This is a genomic window from Streptomyces toyocaensis (assembly GCF_000725125.1).
In the GTDB taxonomy this organism is placed as follows: Bacteria; Actinomycetota; Actinomycetes; order Streptomycetales; family Streptomycetaceae; genus Streptomyces; species Streptomyces toyocaensis.
The window spans coordinates 1-17,169 of record NZ_JFCB01000057.1 but is presented as its reverse complement, the minus strand read 5'-3'; the positions used below and the strand labels follow the sequence as shown (position 1 = coordinate 17,169).

Genomic DNA, 17,169 nt, shown 5'->3' with positions numbered 1-17,169 from the left:
GGGAGCAATGCTCAGAACCTGTGGATCGACCCGGGAAGGACGTACCTTCCCGGGTGATTGATCGATAGGTCACCGAGCAAGACCGGTGTTCGCAGCACCGGCCGGGAAGGCACGTCCGTGCTCAGCGTAGTGAACGACGACGGCACCACCGCCAACGGCTCCTCCCTGATCGACGAGATCGTCCGGGAGGGCGCAAGAAGGATGCTGGCCGCCGCGCTGGAAGCTGAAGTCAACGCCTACATAGCAGAGTTGGCTGACCAGCGCGACGATCGCGGCCGTCGCCTGGTCGTGCGCAACGGCTACCACCAGCCCAGGAAGGTCACCACCGCGGCCGGCGCGATCGAGGTGAGGGCGCCGCGGGTGAACGACAAGCGCGTCGACGAGGCCACGGGCGAGCGCAAGCGGTTCTCCTCCGCGATTCTGCCGCCGTGGTGCCGCAAGTCCCCGAAGATCAGCGAGGTGCTGCCGCTGCTCTACCTGCACGGCCTGTCCTCCGGTGACTTCGTGCCCGCGCTGGAGCAGTTCCTCGGCAGCTCGGCCGGGCTGTCGCCGGCCACGGTCACCCGGCTGACGACGCAGTGGCAGGCCGACCACGCCGCGTTCATGGACCGCGACCTCGCCGAGGTCGACTACGTGTACGTGTGGGCCGACGGCATCCACCTCAACGTCCGCCTGGAAGAGGCCAAAGCCTGCGTCCTCGTGCTCGTCGGCGTGCGCGCCGACGGCAGCAAGGAGCTGGTCGCACTCAAGGACGGCTACCGCGAGTCGGGCGAGTCCTGGGCCGACCTGCTGCGTGACTGCGCCCGCCGGGGGATGCGCGCCCCGGTCCTGGCGGTCGGCGACGGGGCTCTCGGCTTCTGGAAGGCCCTCACGGAGGTGTTCCCCGCCTCCCGTCATCAAAGGTGCTGGGTGCACAAAACCGCCAATGTGCTCAACGCTCTGCCGAAGTCGGCCCAGCCCGGCGCCCGCAAGGCGCTTCAGGACATCTACAACGCCGAGGACCGCGACCTCGCGGTCAAGGCGATCAAGACATTCACCCAGCTCTACGGCGCGAAGTTCCCCAAGGCCGTCAAGAAGATCACCGACGACGAGGCCGGGCTGCTGGCGTTCTACGACTTCCCCGCCGAGCACTGGATCCACCTGCGGACGACCAACCCGATCGAGTCCACGTTCTCCACCGTCCGCCTGCGCACCAAGGTCACCCGCGGCGCCGGCTCCCGCACCGCGGCACTGGCGATGGTCTTCAAGCTCGTCGAGTCCGCCCAGGCCCGGTGGCGGGCCGTGAACGCACCCCACCTCGTCGCCCTCGTCCGTGCCGGAGCCCGCTTCGAAGGCGGCCAGCTCATCGAGCGCCCCGCCACCGCTGCGGCATAGGGTCTGGTGCACCATGGCCGACCACCACACCTACGGCACCAGCACCCACACCGCCGGCGAGCTGGTCCGGCTCGTCAGTGACCGCCTCGGGCTGGTCTTCACCGAGCGCGACAGTGACTACCGGGGCGTCTACCACCTCGCCGACACCCCCAACGGGCGGATAGAGATCCAGCCCAACCCGATTCCCGGCGACGACGAGGAAGACGACCTCTACGCCCCGGAACACCCGGTGGCCCAGGTGCTGTTGCTCACCACCACACCGACCCCGGACCCCGCCCTGCGGACTCGCCTGGACTCCATCGAAGGGCTCACCCACCTGGACCACGAGACAGCGTGAACAGCTACTGATCCACAGCTTTTGACAATTGCTCGCCTGGGAGTTGTCCATAGCTGTACAGCTGATGGAGGTCCCAGACGAGGGGGGATTCATGCGAGTGAAGAGGTTCATCGCCAGCCTGACCGCTGTCTGCGGCGTGGCCACCATGACGGTACTCGGCGCAGCTCCCGCCGCCCAGGCCGACAGCTCCTGCTGGGAACCGCTTTGCAGCTCGATAATCAACCACAGCACGTTGGGCGTATACATCGCGCAGGACTGGTGCTGGAGCGGCACCACCGGGTCCAGCAGGACGGAGGACCCGTACTGCTCGTCGTCTTCAGAGAGGAAATGGCTCAACCCCGGCGCGGGAACTGCGATGGGTGAGGACTGGGATACCTTCCGCGTCGACGCCGGCTACTGCTACAAGGTCCAGTTCAATCTTCCGTACGACACCTGGACGCAGTATTACAACCAGTCAGGGACAAGTACGCATAGGTGGGTAAAGGTGGAAGATCACGCCAATGCCTATATCAAGGCCCAAAAGTACGGCTCCTGCCCGTAGGTCCGTAGGGCGAGCAGACACCTCAGGGAAGGGGACCGCCGTGGAGGACGTACCGCTTCCCGCCGAGGGCTACGGCGCCCCCCTGCCGCTGGATGCCTGCCGGCAGGCCCCGCCCACCGAGGAGGATGCGGCCGCCGTCGAGCGGCTGATGGACACCACCGAGTGGATGGAGAACCGGGAGTACTGGCTACGCCAGGCCGCCCTGTCCGACCGCCGCGCGCTCGCGTCAACCGTCGACAGCCTTCTGCAGGGCGAAGCCCAGTCGGACGCCTGGCTGTTGCGCGAGTGGGACGACGCCCACGGCACCAGCGCGGGCAAGCACCCGGCGTTCGCGGACGAGTGGCACAGCGCCGGCGGCAGCCGAACCCGTACGTCCGCCAGGAGTACGTGGCCTGGATCGAGCACGGCCAGCCGTGACCCCGCCCGTACGATGACAGCGTGACAGCCCGCCGCACCCTCGGCTCCGGCCTCCAGGCCGCACACACTATCCGCGCCGCCCAGGCCGACCTGATCGACGCACTGCCCGGCGTCCGTCTCCCCGACGTTGCCGAGCTGCGCGCCCGGGGCGTACTCGGAGGCCCCACGGCGACGGCCCCGGCCCCGCAGCGGACCCTCGGAGCCGGCGGCCGCGCCGACGAGGAGCCGACCCCCGCCGCCTGAGCTGGCTTGCAGATGAGTGCGCATCCCTCAGTGAGGAAGGCTTCGTGGATGTCGTCGCGGATCTCCCAGCGGATCCGCAGACGGCGGAACCAGTCCAGGTGGGCGAAGGCTCACTCGACCACCCAGCGTTGAGTGCCGAGTCCGGAGCCGTGTTCGGTGTGGCGTCGTGCGATCAGGGGCTTCATGCCGAGCGCACGGACGAGGCGGCGGTACTTGTCGTGGTCGCAGCCGCGGTCGCCGAGCACGATGTCGGGGCCGACACCAGGGCCGGCCGCGCTTGCCCCGAACAGACGGCACCGCCTGAAGCAGCGGGATGAGCGGGGCGACGTTGTTGCGGTTGCCGCCGGTCAAGGTGACGGCGAGCAGGGATATGAACTGACCACCAACCACCACCCGCGAGCACGAGGCCTGTGTTGGCGGGGCCCGAGTTTCGGCTTTGCCACACAGAGCGCACTTTGCGTGTTCGCTCTTCTTCCTCTGGCCGCCCTCCCGGGCAGAAGCCGCACCCCTTACACAGCCGTATCCGGGTTGTCGCCCGCAGCCTCGGGCGCAAGGCGCAGCAGTCGCCGACCGGGCCGCCGTGCGCCCTCCGGTGTCGGCTGCTCACCCTCAAATACCTCCCCGGCTCCCTGCGGGTTGCACAGCCGCTCCACGGGCAGCAACCTCTCCCCTGTCGTCTCCGCGGTTGACTCGCTCGCGGTCGGTCCCATGCCCAGCGCTCTACGCCTCATGGGATGATCTTGTCTCGATCCCCGCGGCGACAGACCGGCGGCCCTGCCCTTATGTGCGGTGCCGGGTGCACCGCGCCGGGACGGAGCTGCATCAGGACATTCCCGTATGCCTCCCGTGCGGCTCCGCTTGGCCAGTAGTCCAGGGTGCCCGCTCCCCTGAGCCGCAGGTCAGGGCCACTTCACGAAGGGGGTGGCCCGGCCAGAGGCCGGCGCGGCATACTCGTGTCATGGCCGACATCGAGATCGACGACAGCACCAGGGCCGCCCTCCAGGCGCTGGCGGACGACGCCGGACTGTCCCTGGAGGCCTACCTCGCGCGGGTGGCCGAGGAGAAGCAGCGCGAGCGTGCGCTGGTAGCCGGCGCCGAGGCTTTCCGCCGTGTGACCGGCGATCCGGCGACCGTCGCCGCGTTCGACGCGGCATTCGGCGGTCCGGTCCGGCACGCCCCGCAGGCGGCCTGACCTGTGCCTGGTGAGTACTACGTCGACTACCGGTGGTTCCTGGAGCGACAGGAAGAGCTTCTGCCGGAAGACCTGACCGTCAACGACTTCTCCGTGCTCGTCGGCATGGCCGCGCGCCACAAGGTCGATCCGCCCCGTCACGACCAGCACCAGCCCGACGTCTTCTGGCGCGCGGCCGTCTTCCTGGAGGAGTGCGTGGTGCTGCGCCCGCTCCCGGCCCGCAATGAGCTGTTCGGCTACGGCCTGGCAGTCGCGTACATGGAAATGCACGGAGAGCAGGTCGACACCAAGTTCGAGGTCTGGCGCGAGCTGATCACCGAGGTCCGCGCCCTGGAGCTCGATTCGTACGGCATCGCCGAGCGGCTCCGGTCCCTGCGCATTCCCTGATGGCTGCGGCGCAGGCAGCTCTGGAGTCTGACTTCGTAGGTGAGAACGGAAAGCGAATGGGAAGAGGCAGCACCGCAGAGGGCTCGGTGGCTCGGGCGAGTCGGTACCGATGGCCATAATTCGGCTGTGGACCTGAGACCGGAGTTGACGCCCCCGCCCGTGAGTCAGCAGCGGCTGGATGAGTTGTGCGCCGAGGTGGAGCGGATCGCTGACCTGCTGGATGCCCGCCCGGAGGCGGCGGGCGGGGCGATCGCGGCCTTCAACGCGACGACGGGTCACGACTACGACGCTCTCGAGTTCGCGGATTACGACGGCAGCAGGAGTCTGGAAGAGTTCGCGAGGGAGGCGGCTCGGCCGGCTCGCCCCGTGGTCGCGGACATCACCCGGGACGAGCTCGTCGAGATCGTTCGCAGACTCCTGATGGCCGACCCGGAGTGCGACTACTATCTGCGGCTCCTGGAGGCGAACGTGTCGCATCCCCGGGTGAGCGACCTGGTCTTCCACCCCTCGGACGCCCTCAAGGATGCGTCTGCGGAGCAGATCGTCGACGAGGCTCTGAAGTATCGGCCGATCGCGCTCTGAGCTGTGGGGGAGATCAGCCGGCCGTGGCCTGCTGTTCGGCGCGGGCGCGTTGACGGGTCACCGACACCACCGGCGGCTCCCGGCCTGAACGGTGGGTCCGCCCTGAGCCACATCCTAGCAGTCGCCGTGGCCTGCTCCGGCTCGCCCTGCCGGTCTCGGAGGCGCACCGGCACAGACGAACTGGCGCGATCTCCCGTGTCAACAGGGCGCAGGCCCAGTGGTGACGCTCAAGCTCGATTCAGGCAGGTGGCGGGCACCTGTCCGCCGCGGACGATCCTCCAGACGTGCCCGTCGCGGCCGCACTTGCGGTAGGCCGGACCGCTCTGCGTGCGGGCAATCGCCTCGACGCACGACGTCACCACGTCGCCCCTGTGCAGGTAGCGCACGACCGGCGAGTTCGATGACGCCACCGGCGCGTCGCCCTTCGGCATGCGGACCGCGACCTTCTTGCCGGTGACCTTCCACTTCGTGGTGCACGGCGTCGCGTCCACCACCGTGGGCTGGGAGGGCGCCGCGGCCGTCGGAACGGCTGTGACCGACATCAGGGCGAGGGCCGCCACCGCGGCGGCCGTGAGCATCGTCTTCATGATCAGCCCAACGGCGCGTGAGCCTTCTCCGGGACACCGCACCCGGCATGACCACCCGTGCGAGGGAACAAGGCCACGCTATGAATGCGCTCCCGCTTCGGTGGCGGGTGCGTGTATGTCGGCCTCCCGCAGGGCCGTGTTCACCGCGTCTCGCGACTGGTGCCCTGAGGAGCTGCCGACTCCACGGCGCCGTGGACGGCCGCCTTCCACACGGAACGGTGCAGCTCCCGTTGGTAGCCGGTCAGGTCCAGTTCCTCGATGCTGACGCTGCAGATCTCTTCCGCCGCATACGTCTCGTACAGCATCCGCCACAGCGATCAGACGGGCGGTGCCCCACGGATGGCGGGTGAAGGCGCCGCCGAGACTGGCTCAGTACGTGAGGGCGACGTGGCTCTCGGGCTTCCTGATCACGTGGCCCGCAGGGGCCCCGGTCTCGGCAGGCGTGACGGTCATGCGCGGCACGGCCAGGCGGGCGGATCCCCACGCGTCGATGTGCGCGAGAAGATCCTGTGCGAGCTCCTCACCCCGCGGCCCGTAGGCGGCCGCGCCGAGTCGGAACGGGCGCTCAGGGTCGACACCTTCGCGGGTCACGGTCAGGTAGGCGAGGGAGTCCCTTTCGACCAGGACGGGGCTGCGGCCGGGCGTGGCGGGCCTGCGGATCAATTCTTGCTCCAGTGCCTGCGGGGTGACTTCCAGTCGGCACACGCGGTCGTCGCCGGCCGTGGCGCGCAGCCATACCCCGTCGAACGACTCCTGGCCGCCGACCCGCTGAGCGGACGGGACGTCGCGGGCCTGCTTGCTCGTCAGCAGGGTGTGGGCGAGAGCTTCGGTGTCGAAGAGTTGGTCCTGGTCGTAGTGCACGCGGATGGTGTCGCCGGCGTTGAGAGGGGACGCCTTCTCGCCGTTCTGCCCGATGATGGGGACGAAGCCGCACAGTTCCATGCTGTCGGAGATCAGTTCGTCCCCCCGGCGGATCAGGCCGACCGAACGGGTCTGTCCGCGCCAGCGCAGCGGCAGTACGAGGCGCCCGCCGTCCACCAGCTGGTTCCACCAGGTGATGGGGATGTCCCAGACGCCGACGGTGGCGATGATCTTGTCGTACGGTGCGTTCTCGGGCGCGCTGAGCAGGCCGTCGCGTTCGATCACTGTGACGCGGTCGTACCCGGTGGCGTTGAGGGTGGTCCGGGCGTGCAGGGCGACGTCGGGGTCGATGTCGACGGTCGTGACCCTTCCGCGGCCGACGAGTTCGGCCAGGAGGGCTGCGTTGTAGCCGGTGCCGGCACCGATCTCGAGGACGTTGTCGCCGGGTTGGGCGCCGAGTTGTTCGAGCATCATCGCGACGACGGACGGCACCGACGCGCAGGACAGGGGCAGGGGCTTGCCGGGGTTGTCCTTGATGGTCACGGCCTGGTCCGTGTAGGCGTTCTCGAGCTTGATGCCGGGCAGGAACGCCTCTCGGGGCACGGTCCGCATGGCCCGTTCCACGTCTGCGGGCACGCTGCGCTCGCTGAGGATCTCGTCGACGAGCCGGTTGCGGAGCTGGTCGGCCGTGGGGGTCTGGCTCACTGTTACATCGCTTTCAGTCGAGGAGTAGGCAGGTCTCCCACCCCAGGCCAACGGGGCGGGTGGTGGTGAGGGTGTGGAGCGTGAGGAGCACGCCGGCCTTGCCGGTGAGCAGGCCGGCGTGCTCGGTCGTCCGGCGCCGCCCCATGGCGGTGGTGAGGCGGTCATGCAGCGCGGGAAGGGCGCCGGCAAGGTCGGGCAGCTCGGCGTCGGCGGCGATCCGGTCGGCGGTCAGGAGGAGACCCGCCCACCCGTGGCAGAGCGACGTCTCGGTGATCTGGCCGGTCTGTCGGGGGTCCGTGACGGCCTGGAGTGCCGTGTGCTCGGCGAGGCGCCGCGCCGTCTCGTCGTGGAGGGCGAGGGCGGCGAGCTGCAGGGCTCGTGCGATGCCGGGGGTGCCGTAGCACCACGACGGGCGGCCGGGGGCGGCTGCGGGCCCGGGCCCTTTCCGGTAGGCGGTCAGAGGCAGGTACTCGGGCCAGCCGGTGCCGCCGCCGTCGAGGGGCTGCGCCCAGGTGGTGAAGTGGGCGATGCCTTCGGCCAGGGCGTCGTCCTGCCCGACGACGGTGCAGCCGGCGCGGCGGGCCAGGGCGAGCAGGGCGAGAGGGCCGGCGATGCCGTGTGCGATGCCGAAGTTGACGTGGCCATGCGCGAGTCGTCCGGTGCCGGGGGTGTCGCGCAGGCTTGTGGCTGCCCACCATCCGGGGACCTGGTGCCCGTGGACGGTAAGCGGTTCGGTGATCAGCCTCACCAGGTAGCGCAGCACGCGCTCGAGGGCATGGTCGTGCCCCCGGTGAAGGAGATAGGCACCGAGTCCGGTGAGGCCGCTGATCAGGTCGTACTCTCGCAGATACGGCGGAGCCTTGCTGTCCATACGGCGGTGCGCGGCGGCCAGTCGGTCGGCGACGATCGCGACGACCTCGATGTCGAGCTGGGCGAGGGCCCGTGCGTAGGCCGGGTGGCCTGCGATGTGCAGGACGTATGCGACCGCGGGTGCACCGCGGTAGAGGTTCGCGTGTGCCGGGTGCGCGGCGATGGGCTGGGAGCTGATTGCCTTCGCTGCGGCGTGGGCTGCCGACCAGTCGCCCTGATCGCGGGCGACGACCATCGCGTGGAGAGCGGTCCCGGCATGCCCTGCGCCGAGGTCGTCATGGTTCATGTGGTTCCCCTCAGCACCAACGACCGGCAGGCCTGCCGTGCTGCGTGGCGGGCTGCCGCCTCGCTGTCCCGGTCGGGCCCGATCAGCCGGTTGTGGTGCATGTGGAGCAGGGAGTGCAGGATCTGTCCTGGACGGCTCTCGTCCGTCTGCGCCCGATACGCCTCAAGCGCCGCCCGTCGCTGGGCGATGGCTTGAGTGAGCCGAGGCGTCGCTTGCACAAGAGGCCCGGCTGCCACCTGGTCGACGGTTTGCCGCGTGACCTCGAGGCGACCCCTACCGCGCACGGGAGTGCGCGCCATCCAGACCCGGCCTTCGTGAGTGCCGAGGAACCCCTCCGCCACGTTGATCATGCTCAGGGCACACACCGCCTCCCGCTGCAAGGTGGGGACGTCGGTGAGGGCGTAGCGGGTGACGAGGCTGTCGGCGACGAACACGTCCTCGGCCTTGTCCATGGCCGTCCCGGTGCCGTAGCGGCCGGTCTCGGGCCGGTAACCGTCGAGGACGAGCTGGGAGGCGAGTCGGTCCGCGGTGAGCTGCTTCGTCCAGGCGGACAGGGCGCGCACCGTCGCTGCGTGGCCGTCCGGTCCGCCCGTGGCCACGCGGATGCGGAGATGGTCGGTCTCCTGCAGAGACCTGTACCGCACGAACCACACCCGCGAGGTGCCGAGGTCGTCGAGCAAGCGGGGCAGCCGCGCCGTCACGATCTGGTCCATGGCGGTGGGGTGGGTGAACACTTTCGCCTGTGTCCACCGCTGCTCGGCGTCTCCGGGGTGGGCCAGGTCCTGGTTCGTCACGACGGGGGCGTGGGTCAGGTCCGGGTGCGGAGCCGGGGCATGGGTGGTCGCGAGCGGGATCGTCAGTTCGTGGGCGTGGCCCAGCCAGCCGAGTTCCTCGTCGCTCACGGCCTCGGTGAGCACCGCGTGCGAGTGGCGGCGAAGGTGCTGGTGGATGAGGCGCGCGTGGAGGGGTTCGGTCAGGTCCAGGGGCATGGTCCGGTCGTCGTCCAGCAGTTGTAGCCGGGCGGGGCATTGCCACGTGGTCGCCCATTCGCCCAGCGCCTTGTGCCAGGCCGGCCCGAAAGGTCCCGTCGGTAAGTCCGCGATAGACAGCTTCCAGCGGGCCGGGGCCAGCACGGCGCGGCGGTGGCGGACGCGGGGCAGGTAGGGCAGGGCCGACGCGACCGGCCCCCAGTCGAACGCGGTCCACGCCGTGGCGAAGCCACGCCCCAGTTGGGCCAGGAACCGGGCGAGCGGAGGGGCCTGCTTCTCGAGGGCGAGGGGGTGCAGCACGTGCGGTTCCACGATGCGCCGCCGGGACATGCTGACCAGGTGCAGGTCCCTGCCAGTCGAGTACACGGCGAGGTCGTCGATGCCGATGAGGTGGTCCGCCGCCGTCCGTGTCTCCCCCACAGGGATGACGTAGGGCAGCAGGGTGGGGATGCGGGCGACGTTCTGGGCGTGCGGGAAGCAGGGCATGAAGGAGAGCTGAGCGCGGAGGGCTCCCTGGGTCATGGTGGGCAGTGTCCGGTACAGGTCTGACAGCCGGCGCCCGAGCACACTCGTGAAGCGGCCGGACAGGACGCCGGCCGTCCACGCGGGCCGCACATCGAGTGTGAAGTCTCCGCTGCTCACGGCTTTCTTGCTGGAGGCACGGAGCTTGAATGCGATCTCCACGTGTGGGGCGGTTGGTCTCTCCGGCCGGCTACCGGCCAGGTCGTCGACGTCCTGCTCGGTGAGGACGATCTCGCGGGTGCCGGTCATGGCCGCCTGCATGGCCCACGCTGTCAGTTGCTCGTCGCGCGGCAGCACGGTCAGCGGCGGCTCGCTCCATACGGACATCGGGTAGTCGGCGGGCAGCCCAATGCCCCCGGCCAGGTCAGCGGCGTCACGGACCGGGACCAGGACCCCGGCTCCGTAACGCTCCCAGAAGTACGTCTGGTAGGCGGCCCACGCCGGGGACTCCCCCTGGGCCCGGGTCAGGCGTGCCAGTGCGTGTGCGGCGCGCTCCACTTCGTCCAGGACATGGTGAGGAACGGACACCTGGGCGTCGATGCGCAGGTCGAGGCTGATCCTGCTCCGGCAGTCCGCCGGCTGGATCTCCCGCATCCTGGTGTCGGCCAGGTCCCGCAGTTCACCGGCCTCTTCATGGCCGGACTGGTCATGCGCGGCAAGGGCCAGCCACGTCTCCTCCAGGTGATCGACGATCTGGACCGTGGCCGGGTCCAGCGTGCCGGTGTGCGGCCGCAGTGTGCGCACGATGTGTCCGAGCGGATCATCGACGGTCATGGGAGCGACGAGATCGCTGGTCAGGTACCCGTCTTCCAGGGCCTGCCCGATCAGACGGGTGGCCTGAGCCGGTGTGCCGCCCACCGTGGCCAGCACGTCAAGAAGGTCGCGGCCGGTGGTCGGTGTGGTCGCCGCGTTCAGGAGGAGGGCCAGGGGCCGGGTCACCGGTGCGCAGGCCAGACGTCCACCTGATCGGGGGGTTCCGATGGCGTCACCGCGCTGGAAGGACAGCGTGCTGATCTGCATCCTCACGTGCGGGAGCACGTCGGCGCGGCACTCCAGCGTGCGGCGCACGTGGTCGACCCACAGGGTGTCGGGGCGTGCGAGCGCCTGGTGGTTGATACCGACGTTCGCGGACACCGGCCCGACGCCGGCGAGGGCTACACCAGCGAAGAGACCGAACGGTGTTGGCCGGGACGTTGCCCGCAGGAAGTAGCCGGCGACGGACAGGGTCGCGCTGCGGACTCGCTTCTGCGGGACTCTGCGGCCGTCCAGGATCTGTTCGATGAAGCTGACCAGCCCCGGAGACGCCGCCCGCAGGGGGACCACGAAGGAGTTGTCTGCCCAGACGCGGGCCAGCCACTGGCGGCAGTCGTCGAGTGATTCCCCATCGGGCCAGCCGTCCGGGCGGGCCCACACTGGCAGAACGGCGGTACGCAGGACCAGGACGTCGCCGTGCCTGCGGAAGGTGAGTCGAGTCATCGTCCGTGATTCCTCGGGGTTGTGCGGCGGTGCGGGCGCAGAGAGCGCACCCGCACCGCCGCAGGTCGGGTCAGCTTGACGCGCAGGACGACGCGCAGGTCTTGGCGCAGCCGTCGCCGGTGCCGCAGGCCTCGACGATCGGGACCGGAGTCCGGGTGATGGTGGTCTTCAGCTCCCACTCGTCGGCGGGTACCGGCTCGGTGAGCACCGCAGGCGGCTGGGGAGGCTGATAGGTCGCGATCGGCATCGATACTCCTCAGTAGCTGGTCCGCCCTGGTGGGCGGGAGGGCCCAGGGCCCCCGCTGCGGGCTGCGGTGCCTTCGGTGCAGCCTGCAGCGCGGGTCCTGCGCCGACACAGGGCGTTGGGGCCTGCCCGGCGGCCCGGCCGGGGGACAACCGGGCCGCCGGGCAGGGGCCTATGCGGCGCGCTCCAGCTCCCAGAGCAGTTCGTCCAGGCCCACGGGCCGGAAGGAGCTGAGCCGGCGCACCATCTGGGAGGCCAGGACGGTCCGCATGAGCGGGTGGCCGTACGGGATCGGTCCGGCCGGCCGCTCCATGACCTGCACGCCCTGGCAGCCGTAGCCGTAGCCGACGCCGTTGACTCCGTACAGAGGCGCGCTCTGTGCCAGGAGCACCATCGGGTCGGGGGTGAGGTGCGGGCACAGGTCGGCGGCGGTACGCGCGTGCCGGGCACACACCGGCGGCTGGTTCGTGAGGATCCCGAGGTCGTCGGGGTCCACCGTGTCCGGGCCTGCGAGGAAGATGTATCCGAGCGGGGTCCGCGCGCGGCCGGCGCAGACCTGGCAGCGCATCGCCTGCATCGTCCCCCGCTGCCGCAGGGGGTGCATCATTCGCCACTGCGGTTTGCCCGTGGGCTTGCCGAAGTCGTCGACCGCGCCGAAGGAGCAGCGGGCCCACAGCACGCCGCGCAAGTCGCGGTCGCGGGGGTCCTCGTCGGCGTAGCTCAGCCGGTAGCGGCCCGGTCCTCCGATCGGGGTCAGCAGCAGGTTGTCAGGGGCGGCATCCTCCCCCTCGCGCTGAATGACGAACGGGACCAGGAGCGGCTCGGGGCGCACGGGGTTGACGCTCGTGCGCGGTGAGGCGGCGTGGGTCATTCTGCTTCCTTCAGGCAACGAACGGCGACGAGCCGCTCGAGGAGTTCGTTGGCGGTCCAGCCCAGCCGGCGCAGGTGCACGATGGCCTCCCCGTGGTCGCCGGGCAGGTCTTCGCCGCGCAGCGTGCGGGCGTGCTGGATGAGCTGCGCCGCGGCGGGGTCTCGTTCGGCTTCGGCGGCGACGGCGATGTTCACCAGCCGCATGAGGTGTCCGTGGAGCCGCTCGGCGATCTCCTCGGTGGCCTCTTCGGCTGGGGGGACGTCGTCGAGGACCACGGCGACGTCGTCGAGGAGAGTGCCGCCGTCGAACGGGTTCCAGCTGCGGAGCCTGTTCAGGACGGTGGCGAGTTCTCCCCTGGTGAGAGACGGTGTCCACGGGCGCACTGGGCGGGTGAAGCGCCGGCCGGTGCCGGGCGCGGTCACGGTCGGCCGTCCGGGACTGTGAGCGTGCACCAGGTGCTGGTTCCGGCGTCGCTGGTCCCCCAGGTGCCGCCGTGGGCCGCGGTGAGGCGGTCGACGAGGAACAGGCCGCGGCCGCGTTCGGCGTCGTCGTCGGCGTGGCACACGACCGGCCGGCCGGTTGTCTCATGGCGCACGGCGAGGCGCACGAAGCCGTCGCGGACCGTCATGGTCAGGGTGATCTGTGCGCCGTCACCGTGCTGGATGGCGTTGGTGACCAGCTCGGAGACGATCAAGATGGTGTCATCGACCAGGGCCTCCAGGCCGCAGTACCGCAGCCGGGCCGCCGTCACCCGCCGCGCCATCCCTACACGACGCGCGTCGTCGTCGAGGACGCTGTTCCCGTTCCGGGGCGGGGAGACCTCGAAGCACAGGCTTATGCGGTCGTGGGCACGCTGGTGCCCACGACGGTCGTGAGGCGATCGGTCTGCCGCGACGGCGGGCAGAGGCGCGGAGCCGACCTGTGTCGGTGGGTTCCCTAACAGGCTGGTCGATCCGGCTTCACTGGGGCGCATGGAGGGGTCTCCCTGGTCCACGTCTTCGTGCTCGGTCAGGGCACTCACTGCACTTGCGGGGCGCGCCCTGGCCTGTGGGCAGGGCGCTCACACCCTCCATCGGTCACAGTGAGTGTTTGCCAGGTGACCAGAGAACACCGTCGAGGGTCGGCGGGGGAAGGAACTTCTGGCGAACTTAGGCGCCGTCAAATCCCTTTGTCCTCTCGGCATTGCCGGGCTTGCTGCCATCCTGAAGAACATGGCGGAACTGAACGGACGACCCGTTACCCCCGATGCCCTGCTGACTCTGGCGCTGACCAACTACGGCCATTTCACCTCGATGCGCGTCGACAACCAGCGCGTACGCGGCCTTGGTCTGCACATGGAGCGCCTGGTGAGAGACTGCCGTGTCGTGATGGGTGCGGAGCTGGATCCGGAAAGGGTCCTCGGCTACGTCCGCCAGGCCATCAGCGACCTGACCGGCTCGTTCGTCGTACGAGTCACCATCTACGATCCGGCCGTGACGATGGGGCGCCCTGACAAGGCGGACGACCCCCACGTCCTCGTGACTGTTCGGCCGGCCGCCGACTTGCCGATGCCGTCACTGCGGGTGAAGTCGGTCCGCTACGAGCGTGATGTGCCAGCGGTCAAGCACGCCGGTCTCTTCGGCGCCCTGCACGCACGCCGTACCGCGCTCCTCGACGGCGCTGACGACGCGCTGTTCATCGGGCCGGACGACCGTGTCTCGGAGGGCGGCACCTGGAACATCGGCTTCATCGGTGAGAGCGGCGTCGTGTGGCCGAAGGCCGACGTCCTGCCCGGCGTCACAATGGCGCTCCTGCAGCAGTCCGGGCACCACAGCACGGCGCCGGTCACCCTCGCCGAGGCCCAGGGCATGCAGGCCGCTTTCGCCACCAACACGGCGATCGGCGTGCGGGCGCTGTCCAGCATCGATGACGTGCCGATGGCCACGGAACACCCCCTGCTCACCCACCTCCGGGACAGCTACCTCGCCATCCCGGGCGAGCGGCTGTAGGCGGCACAGGGGTGACGGGGGTCGCGCGTTGGACGGGGCGGGAGATCTCAGCCTTCCGCACCGCACTGAGGATGAACGGCCGGGACTTCGCCGCGGCAGTCGGCGTCAGTCACCGCATGCTGGTCAAGTGGGAGACGAGGGGCACGGCCGTCACCCCGCGGGCCGCGAACCAGGCCGCACTGGACACCATGCTCGCCACCGCCGGCCCCGCGGTGCAGGAGCGGTTCGCGACGCTGATCACCGCGCAGGCCGCAGCCGAGCATGACGCCCGCGCCGAGCAACTGCTCCGTCGGGAAGTCCCGTACACCAAGAGCCCCATCGACGGGAAGCTCATGGCGCCCGTGGAAGAGGGCATCTTTCTCGCCGGTCCGGACAACAAGCCGACCTGGACAGATGCCTACCTCATCGACGTCTACCCCACTACGAACGCGGACTACGCGCGGTTCGTTCGCGCCACCGGCCGCAGGGCCCCTCAGCACTGGCCGGAGGGGCGTTGCCCGGACAGCCTCTTCGACCACCCCGTGGTCTGGGTGACCTGGCATGATGCGGTCGCCTACGCCGCGTGGGCCGGTAAGTCGCTGCCGACCAGCGAGCAGTGGGAGAAGACGGCCCGCGGCTCCAAGGGCCGCTCGTACCCGTGGGGCGACGCGCCGACGGCCGCCAAGTGCAACGTCCTCGACTCCGGCATAGGCCGCACCACCCCCGTCACCCGCTACCAGTCCGGGGTGAGCCCGTACGGCGTGTTCGACATGTGCGGGAACACCTGGGAGTGGTGCGCCACCGAGTCCGAGCCAGGGCGTCACGAGTTGAAGGGCAGCGCGTTCACGAGCCCCTTCACGCGGGCTGCCCCGTCCCTGACGAACGACGCCAACGACACGATGCGCGACAACGACACCGGGTTCCGCTGCGTCAGCACCGCGGTTGAGTGAACCGGCTCGGGCTGGCCTCCTTCTCTGCGTGGCCGCCAACAGAGCGGCACCTGCGACAGCGGGTCGTCCTGCGGGCTGAGGTGGGCCGGCGTTCGAAGGTGTCCGCCGAGTTCCCGTCCGGCGACCCGCTACCGCATCGGTTGCGTTCCCGCAGGGGGCACCCCGGCGATCGAGTCGGTGCTGGGGCCGGCCCGCAGACCGTGTGCCCGCAGCGGCGCAGCCGGGCCCCGACCTCAACGCTTTTGCCGTACGTCGACCGCACCTTCCTGACCTGCGAATCGCCGACGCCATACCGGCCTTGCCCAGCGTCGGTCCCCAGACCCACCCCGACAACCCCCAAGGAACATGAGCGGACGACCGGCCACACCCGTCATCGACACCCACGTCATCCTTCGCAACGGCGACAAGATCCTCTTCTCCCAGCGGGGCGGCCCCTACGGTCACGGCCGGTGGCACATGCCCTCGGGGAAGCTCGACCGGGGCGAGTCACTGCCCGTCGGCGCGGCCCGCGAGTTGTTCGAGGAGACGGGCATCGTCGTCGACCCGACGGACCTCGAACTCGTCCAGGTCGTGCACCACCGCCAGGACGACGAGGTGGAGCGGATCGGCTTCTTCTTCGCGGCTGAGGAATGGGAGGGGGAAGTCGTCAACAAGGAACCGGAGAAGTGCATGGCGCTCGCGTGGTTTCCCGTACACGAGCTCCCGGACGACATCATCGAGTATCCGCGCGAGGGCCTGCTCGGATACCTGAACGGCACCGGCCCTCTCGCGTCGCACAACTGGCGGTAGGGCCGACTGTCTGTCTTCGGGACCACAGGATGCGGCAACCACCGCACCTGTGCCGAAGCACGATAGTTCTCACCACCGGCATCCGCCGGCCTGCGGCTTCAGTGGGACAAAGCATGGTGGTGGTCACCGATGCGGCGCGCTACCTGTCACCGGCGGCAAGCGAAGCAGGGGCGATGTCACCGCGTTCGGCTTCTGGTGGACAGGGTGCCAAACGGCGGCCCGTAGCAAACACAGCCCATATTTCGCGCGCCCTACGCGAACTCCGCCCCTACGATCACCTGGCACGACTGTTGGAGGGGCGGGAATGCTTGAGGACATCGAGGACGGGACAGCGGCAGCAACACGGCTCGCGGGAGGTACGCCGCTTTTCAGCACGCTGGATGTCGCCGACCCCGCTGACTGGCTCGCGCTGGACGCAGGAGTGCGTGACGTGGCCTGGCACCGCCCAAAGTTCCTGCCGGAGTGGGAGCACTTCGCCCCACTGCCCGCCGACCTGACTCAACTCGGCGAGTCTCGGCTCGCACTCGCCCTCTGCCACCGCGACGGGAGGATCCGTCAGGGACCATCCCCGCGGGTGCGGGGAGCAGACAGGTCGGCATCTCGGGCTACGCGTCGATACGGGACCATCCCCGCGGGTGCGGGGAGCAGCCGTAGTGGAGGGGGACCATCCCCGCGGGTGCGGGGAGCAGGCCTCCCGGCAGTCCGACCAGTACGCCCTCGTGGGACCATCCCCGCGGGTGCGGGGAGCAGGGCCTCTACCGGATCTACCGTTCAGGGGCATCGGGACCATCCCCGCGGGTGCGGGGAGCAGAGTCTTCAGACATGCCGCAGCACAAGCACCGTGGGACCATCCCCGCGGGTGCGGGGAGCAGGGGACTCCGTACACCTCCGCGAGCTTGTGGATGGGACCATCCCCGCGGGTGCGGGGAGCAGCATGGTCGGTTCCTCGCTTCCTATCGGATGTGGGGACCATCCCCGC

General features: G+C 69.8%; 20 protein-coding genes, 1 pseudogene and 1 CRISPR repeat array. Of the genes and pseudogenes, 11 read left to right on the top strand and 10 right to left on the bottom strand.

The window, feature by feature from the left end; translation table 11 throughout:
* Positions 1 to 117 precede the first annotated feature (117 nt).
* From BU52_RS32145 to BU52_RS35450, 5 genes are read left to right on the top strand one after another with little or no spacing between them, the layout of a single operon-like run.
* On the top strand, positions 118 to 1,374 hold the full coding sequence (locus BU52_RS32145; RefSeq protein ID WP_078903565.1) for an IS256 family transposase: 1,257 nt from the start codon (positions 118 to 120) through the stop codon (positions 1,372 to 1,374).
* A gap of 13 nt (positions 1,375 to 1,387) precedes the next feature.
* Positions 1,388 to 1,711: a hypothetical protein gene (locus BU52_RS32140; RefSeq protein WP_037941264.1), complete on the top strand. Its 324-nt coding sequence runs from the start codon at positions 1,388 to 1,390 to the stop codon at positions 1,709 to 1,711.
* Positions 1,712 to 1,739: 28 nt separating this feature from the next.
* A complete protein-coding gene (locus tag BU52_RS32135; RefSeq protein WP_037941261.1) occupies positions 1,740 to 2,252 on the top strand; it encodes a hypothetical protein in 513 nt (170 codons plus the stop codon).
* Between the two features lie 40 nt (positions 2,253 to 2,292).
* Positions 2,293 to 2,694 carry a hypothetical protein gene (locus BU52_RS35455; RefSeq protein ID WP_051858764.1) on the top strand — a complete coding sequence of 134 codons (402 nt, stop codon included), beginning with the start codon at positions 2,293 to 2,295 and terminating at the stop codon, positions 2,692 to 2,694.
* The gene (locus BU52_RS35450) at positions 2,691 to 2,912 is read left to right on the top strand and encodes a hypothetical protein (RefSeq protein ID WP_051858763.1); all 222 of its coding nucleotides are present in this window, start codon (positions 2,691 to 2,693) and stop codon (positions 2,910 to 2,912) included. The genes BU52_RS35455 and BU52_RS35450 overlap by 4 nt, the downstream gene beginning before the upstream one ends.
* 8 nt (positions 2,913 to 2,920) lie before the next feature.
* On the opposite strand, the pseudogene BU52_RS36690 reads toward BU52_RS35450, so the two are convergent.
* A pseudogene (locus tag BU52_RS36690) lies at positions 2,921 to 3,275 on the bottom strand (transposase); the annotation flags it as partial.
* 595 nt (positions 3,276 to 3,870) lie between these two features.
* Between BU52_RS36690 and BU52_RS32125 the strand changes: the two are divergent.
* The 3 genes from BU52_RS32125 (at position 3,871) to BU52_RS32115 (ending at position 5,073) form a co-directional block, all read left to right on the top strand.
* Complete coding sequence (locus BU52_RS32125) at positions 3,871 to 4,104, top strand: hypothetical protein (protein ID WP_037941257.1); 234 nt, start codon at positions 3,871 to 3,873, stop codon at positions 4,102 to 4,104.
* A gap of 3 nt (positions 4,105 to 4,107) precedes the next feature.
* Positions 4,108 to 4,491: a hypothetical protein gene (locus BU52_RS32120; protein ID WP_037941255.1), complete on the top strand. Its 384-nt coding sequence runs from the start codon at positions 4,108 to 4,110 to the stop codon at positions 4,489 to 4,491.
* 126 nt (positions 4,492 to 4,617) lie between these two features.
* A complete protein-coding gene (locus BU52_RS32115) occupies positions 4,618 to 5,073 on the top strand; it encodes a hypothetical protein (protein WP_037941253.1) in 456 nt (151 codons plus the stop codon).
* A gap of 227 nt (positions 5,074 to 5,300) precedes the next feature.
* Here BU52_RS32115 and BU52_RS32110 read toward each other — a convergent pair whose 3' ends face one another.
* The 9 genes from BU52_RS32110 to BU52_RS36685 all read right to left on the bottom strand — a co-directional run bounded on the left by BU52_RS32110 (position 5,301) and on the right by BU52_RS36685 (position 13,316).
* Positions 5,301 to 5,651: a hypothetical protein gene (locus tag BU52_RS32110; RefSeq protein ID WP_235216477.1), complete on the bottom strand. Its 351-nt coding sequence runs from the start codon at positions 5,649 to 5,651 to the stop codon at positions 5,301 to 5,303.
* 149 nt (positions 5,652 to 5,800) lie between these two features.
* Positions 5,801 to 5,965: a hypothetical protein gene (locus tag BU52_RS35445; protein WP_157847943.1), complete on the bottom strand. Its 165-nt coding sequence runs from the start codon at positions 5,963 to 5,965 to the stop codon at positions 5,801 to 5,803.
* 64 nt (positions 5,966 to 6,029) lie between these two features.
* Positions 6,030 to 7,226 (bottom strand): methyltransferase, FxLD system, encoded by a 1,197-nt coding sequence (gene fxlM, locus BU52_RS32105; protein ID WP_037941246.1) that lies wholly within the window; start codon positions 7,224 to 7,226, stop codon positions 6,030 to 6,032.
* 13 nt (positions 7,227 to 7,239) lie between these two features.
* Complete coding sequence (locus BU52_RS32100; protein WP_037941244.1) at positions 7,240 to 8,382, bottom strand: lanthionine synthetase C family protein; 1,143 nt, start codon at positions 8,380 to 8,382, stop codon at positions 7,240 to 7,242.
* Entirely contained in the window at positions 8,379 to 11,369 is a 2,991-nt protein-coding gene (locus tag BU52_RS32095; RefSeq protein WP_051858762.1) for a lantibiotic dehydratase, read from the bottom strand. Before BU52_RS32095 ends, BU52_RS32100 begins: the two co-directional genes overlap by 4 nt.
* Before the next feature lie 70 nt (positions 11,370 to 11,439).
* Entirely contained in the window at positions 11,440 to 11,616 is a 177-nt protein-coding gene (locus tag BU52_RS35155; RefSeq protein ID WP_107061326.1) for an FxLD family lantipeptide, read from the bottom strand.
* Positions 11,617 to 11,785: 169 nt separating this feature from the next.
* Positions 11,786 to 12,484, bottom strand: a complete 699-nt coding sequence (locus BU52_RS32090; protein ID WP_037941242.1) for a hypothetical protein — start codon at positions 12,482 to 12,484, stop codon at positions 11,786 to 11,788.
* Entirely contained in the window at positions 12,481 to 12,906 is a 426-nt protein-coding gene (locus tag BU52_RS32085) for a DUF6415 family natural product biosynthesis protein (protein ID WP_051858761.1), read from the bottom strand. The genes BU52_RS32090 and BU52_RS32085 overlap by 4 nt, the downstream gene beginning before the upstream one ends.
* On the bottom strand, positions 12,903 to 13,316 hold the full coding sequence (locus BU52_RS36685) for an ATP-binding protein (RefSeq protein ID WP_268747635.1): 414 nt from the start codon (positions 13,314 to 13,316) through the stop codon (positions 12,903 to 12,905). The genes BU52_RS32085 and BU52_RS36685 overlap by 4 nt, the downstream gene beginning before the upstream one ends.
* A gap of 379 nt (positions 13,317 to 13,695) precedes the next feature.
* Between BU52_RS36685 and BU52_RS32075 the strand changes: the two genes are divergently transcribed.
* The 3 genes from BU52_RS32075 to BU52_RS32065 all read left to right on the top strand — a co-directional run bounded on the left by BU52_RS32075 (position 13,696) and on the right by BU52_RS32065 (position 16,190).
* Positions 13,696 to 14,472, top strand: a complete 777-nt coding sequence (locus tag BU52_RS32075; RefSeq protein WP_037941239.1) for an aminotransferase class IV family protein — start codon at positions 13,696 to 13,698, stop codon at positions 14,470 to 14,472.
* Between the two features lie 71 nt (positions 14,473 to 14,543).
* Positions 14,544 to 15,401: a formylglycine-generating enzyme family protein gene (locus BU52_RS32070; RefSeq protein WP_051858760.1), complete on the top strand. Its 858-nt coding sequence runs from the start codon at positions 14,544 to 14,546 to the stop codon at positions 15,399 to 15,401.
* 345 nt (positions 15,402 to 15,746) lie between these two features.
* Complete coding sequence (locus tag BU52_RS32065) at positions 15,747 to 16,190, top strand: NUDIX hydrolase (RefSeq protein WP_037941234.1); 444 nt, start codon at positions 15,747 to 15,749, stop codon at positions 16,188 to 16,190.
* A gap of 660 nt (positions 16,191 to 16,850) precedes the next feature.
* A CRISPR array of direct repeats spans positions 16,851 to 17,123; the repeat unit is 29 nt; unit sequence GGGACCATCCCCGCGGGTGCGGGGAGCAG.
* Between the last annotated feature and the right edge of the window lie 46 nt (positions 17,124 to 17,169).

Bases quoted from the DNA above. Each gene is read 5' to 3' on its own strand.
- BU52_RS32140 (WP_037941264.1), top strand. From the start codon at position 1,388: ATGGCCGACCACCACACCTACGGCACCAGCACCCACACCGCCGGCGAG.
- BU52_RS32125 (WP_037941257.1), top strand. From the start codon at position 3,871: ATGGCCGACATCGAGATCGACGACAGCACCAGGGCCGCCCTCCAGGCG.
- BU52_RS32110 (WP_235216477.1), bottom strand. From the start codon at position 5,651: ATGCTCACGGCCGCCGCGGTGGCGGCCCTCGCCCTGATGTCGGTCACA.
- BU52_RS35445 (WP_157847943.1), bottom strand. From the start codon at position 5,965: ATGCTGTACGAGACGTATGCGGCGGAAGAGATCTGCAGCGTCAGCATC.
- BU52_RS32100 (WP_037941244.1), bottom strand. From the start codon at position 8,382: ATGAACCATGACGACCTCGGCGCAGGGCATGCCGGGACCGCTCTCCAC.
- BU52_RS32095 (WP_051858762.1), bottom strand. From the start codon at position 11,369: ATGACTCGACTCACCTTCCGCAGGCACGGCGACGTCCTGGTCCTGCGT.
- BU52_RS35155 (WP_107061326.1), bottom strand. From the start codon at position 11,616: ATGCCGATCGCGACCTATCAGCCTCCCCAGCCGCCTGCGGTGCTCACC.
- BU52_RS32090 (WP_037941242.1), bottom strand. From the start codon at position 12,484: ATGACCCACGCCGCCTCACCGCGCACGAGCGTCAACCCCGTGCGCCCC.
- BU52_RS32075 (WP_037941239.1), top strand. From the start codon at position 13,696: ATGGCGGAACTGAACGGACGACCCGTTACCCCCGATGCCCTGCTGACT.
- BU52_RS32070 (WP_051858760.1), top strand. From the start codon at position 14,544: ATGAACGGCCGGGACTTCGCCGCGGCAGTCGGCGTCAGTCACCGCATG.
- BU52_RS32065 (WP_037941234.1), top strand. From the start codon at position 15,747: ATGAGCGGACGACCGGCCACACCCGTCATCGACACCCACGTCATCCTT.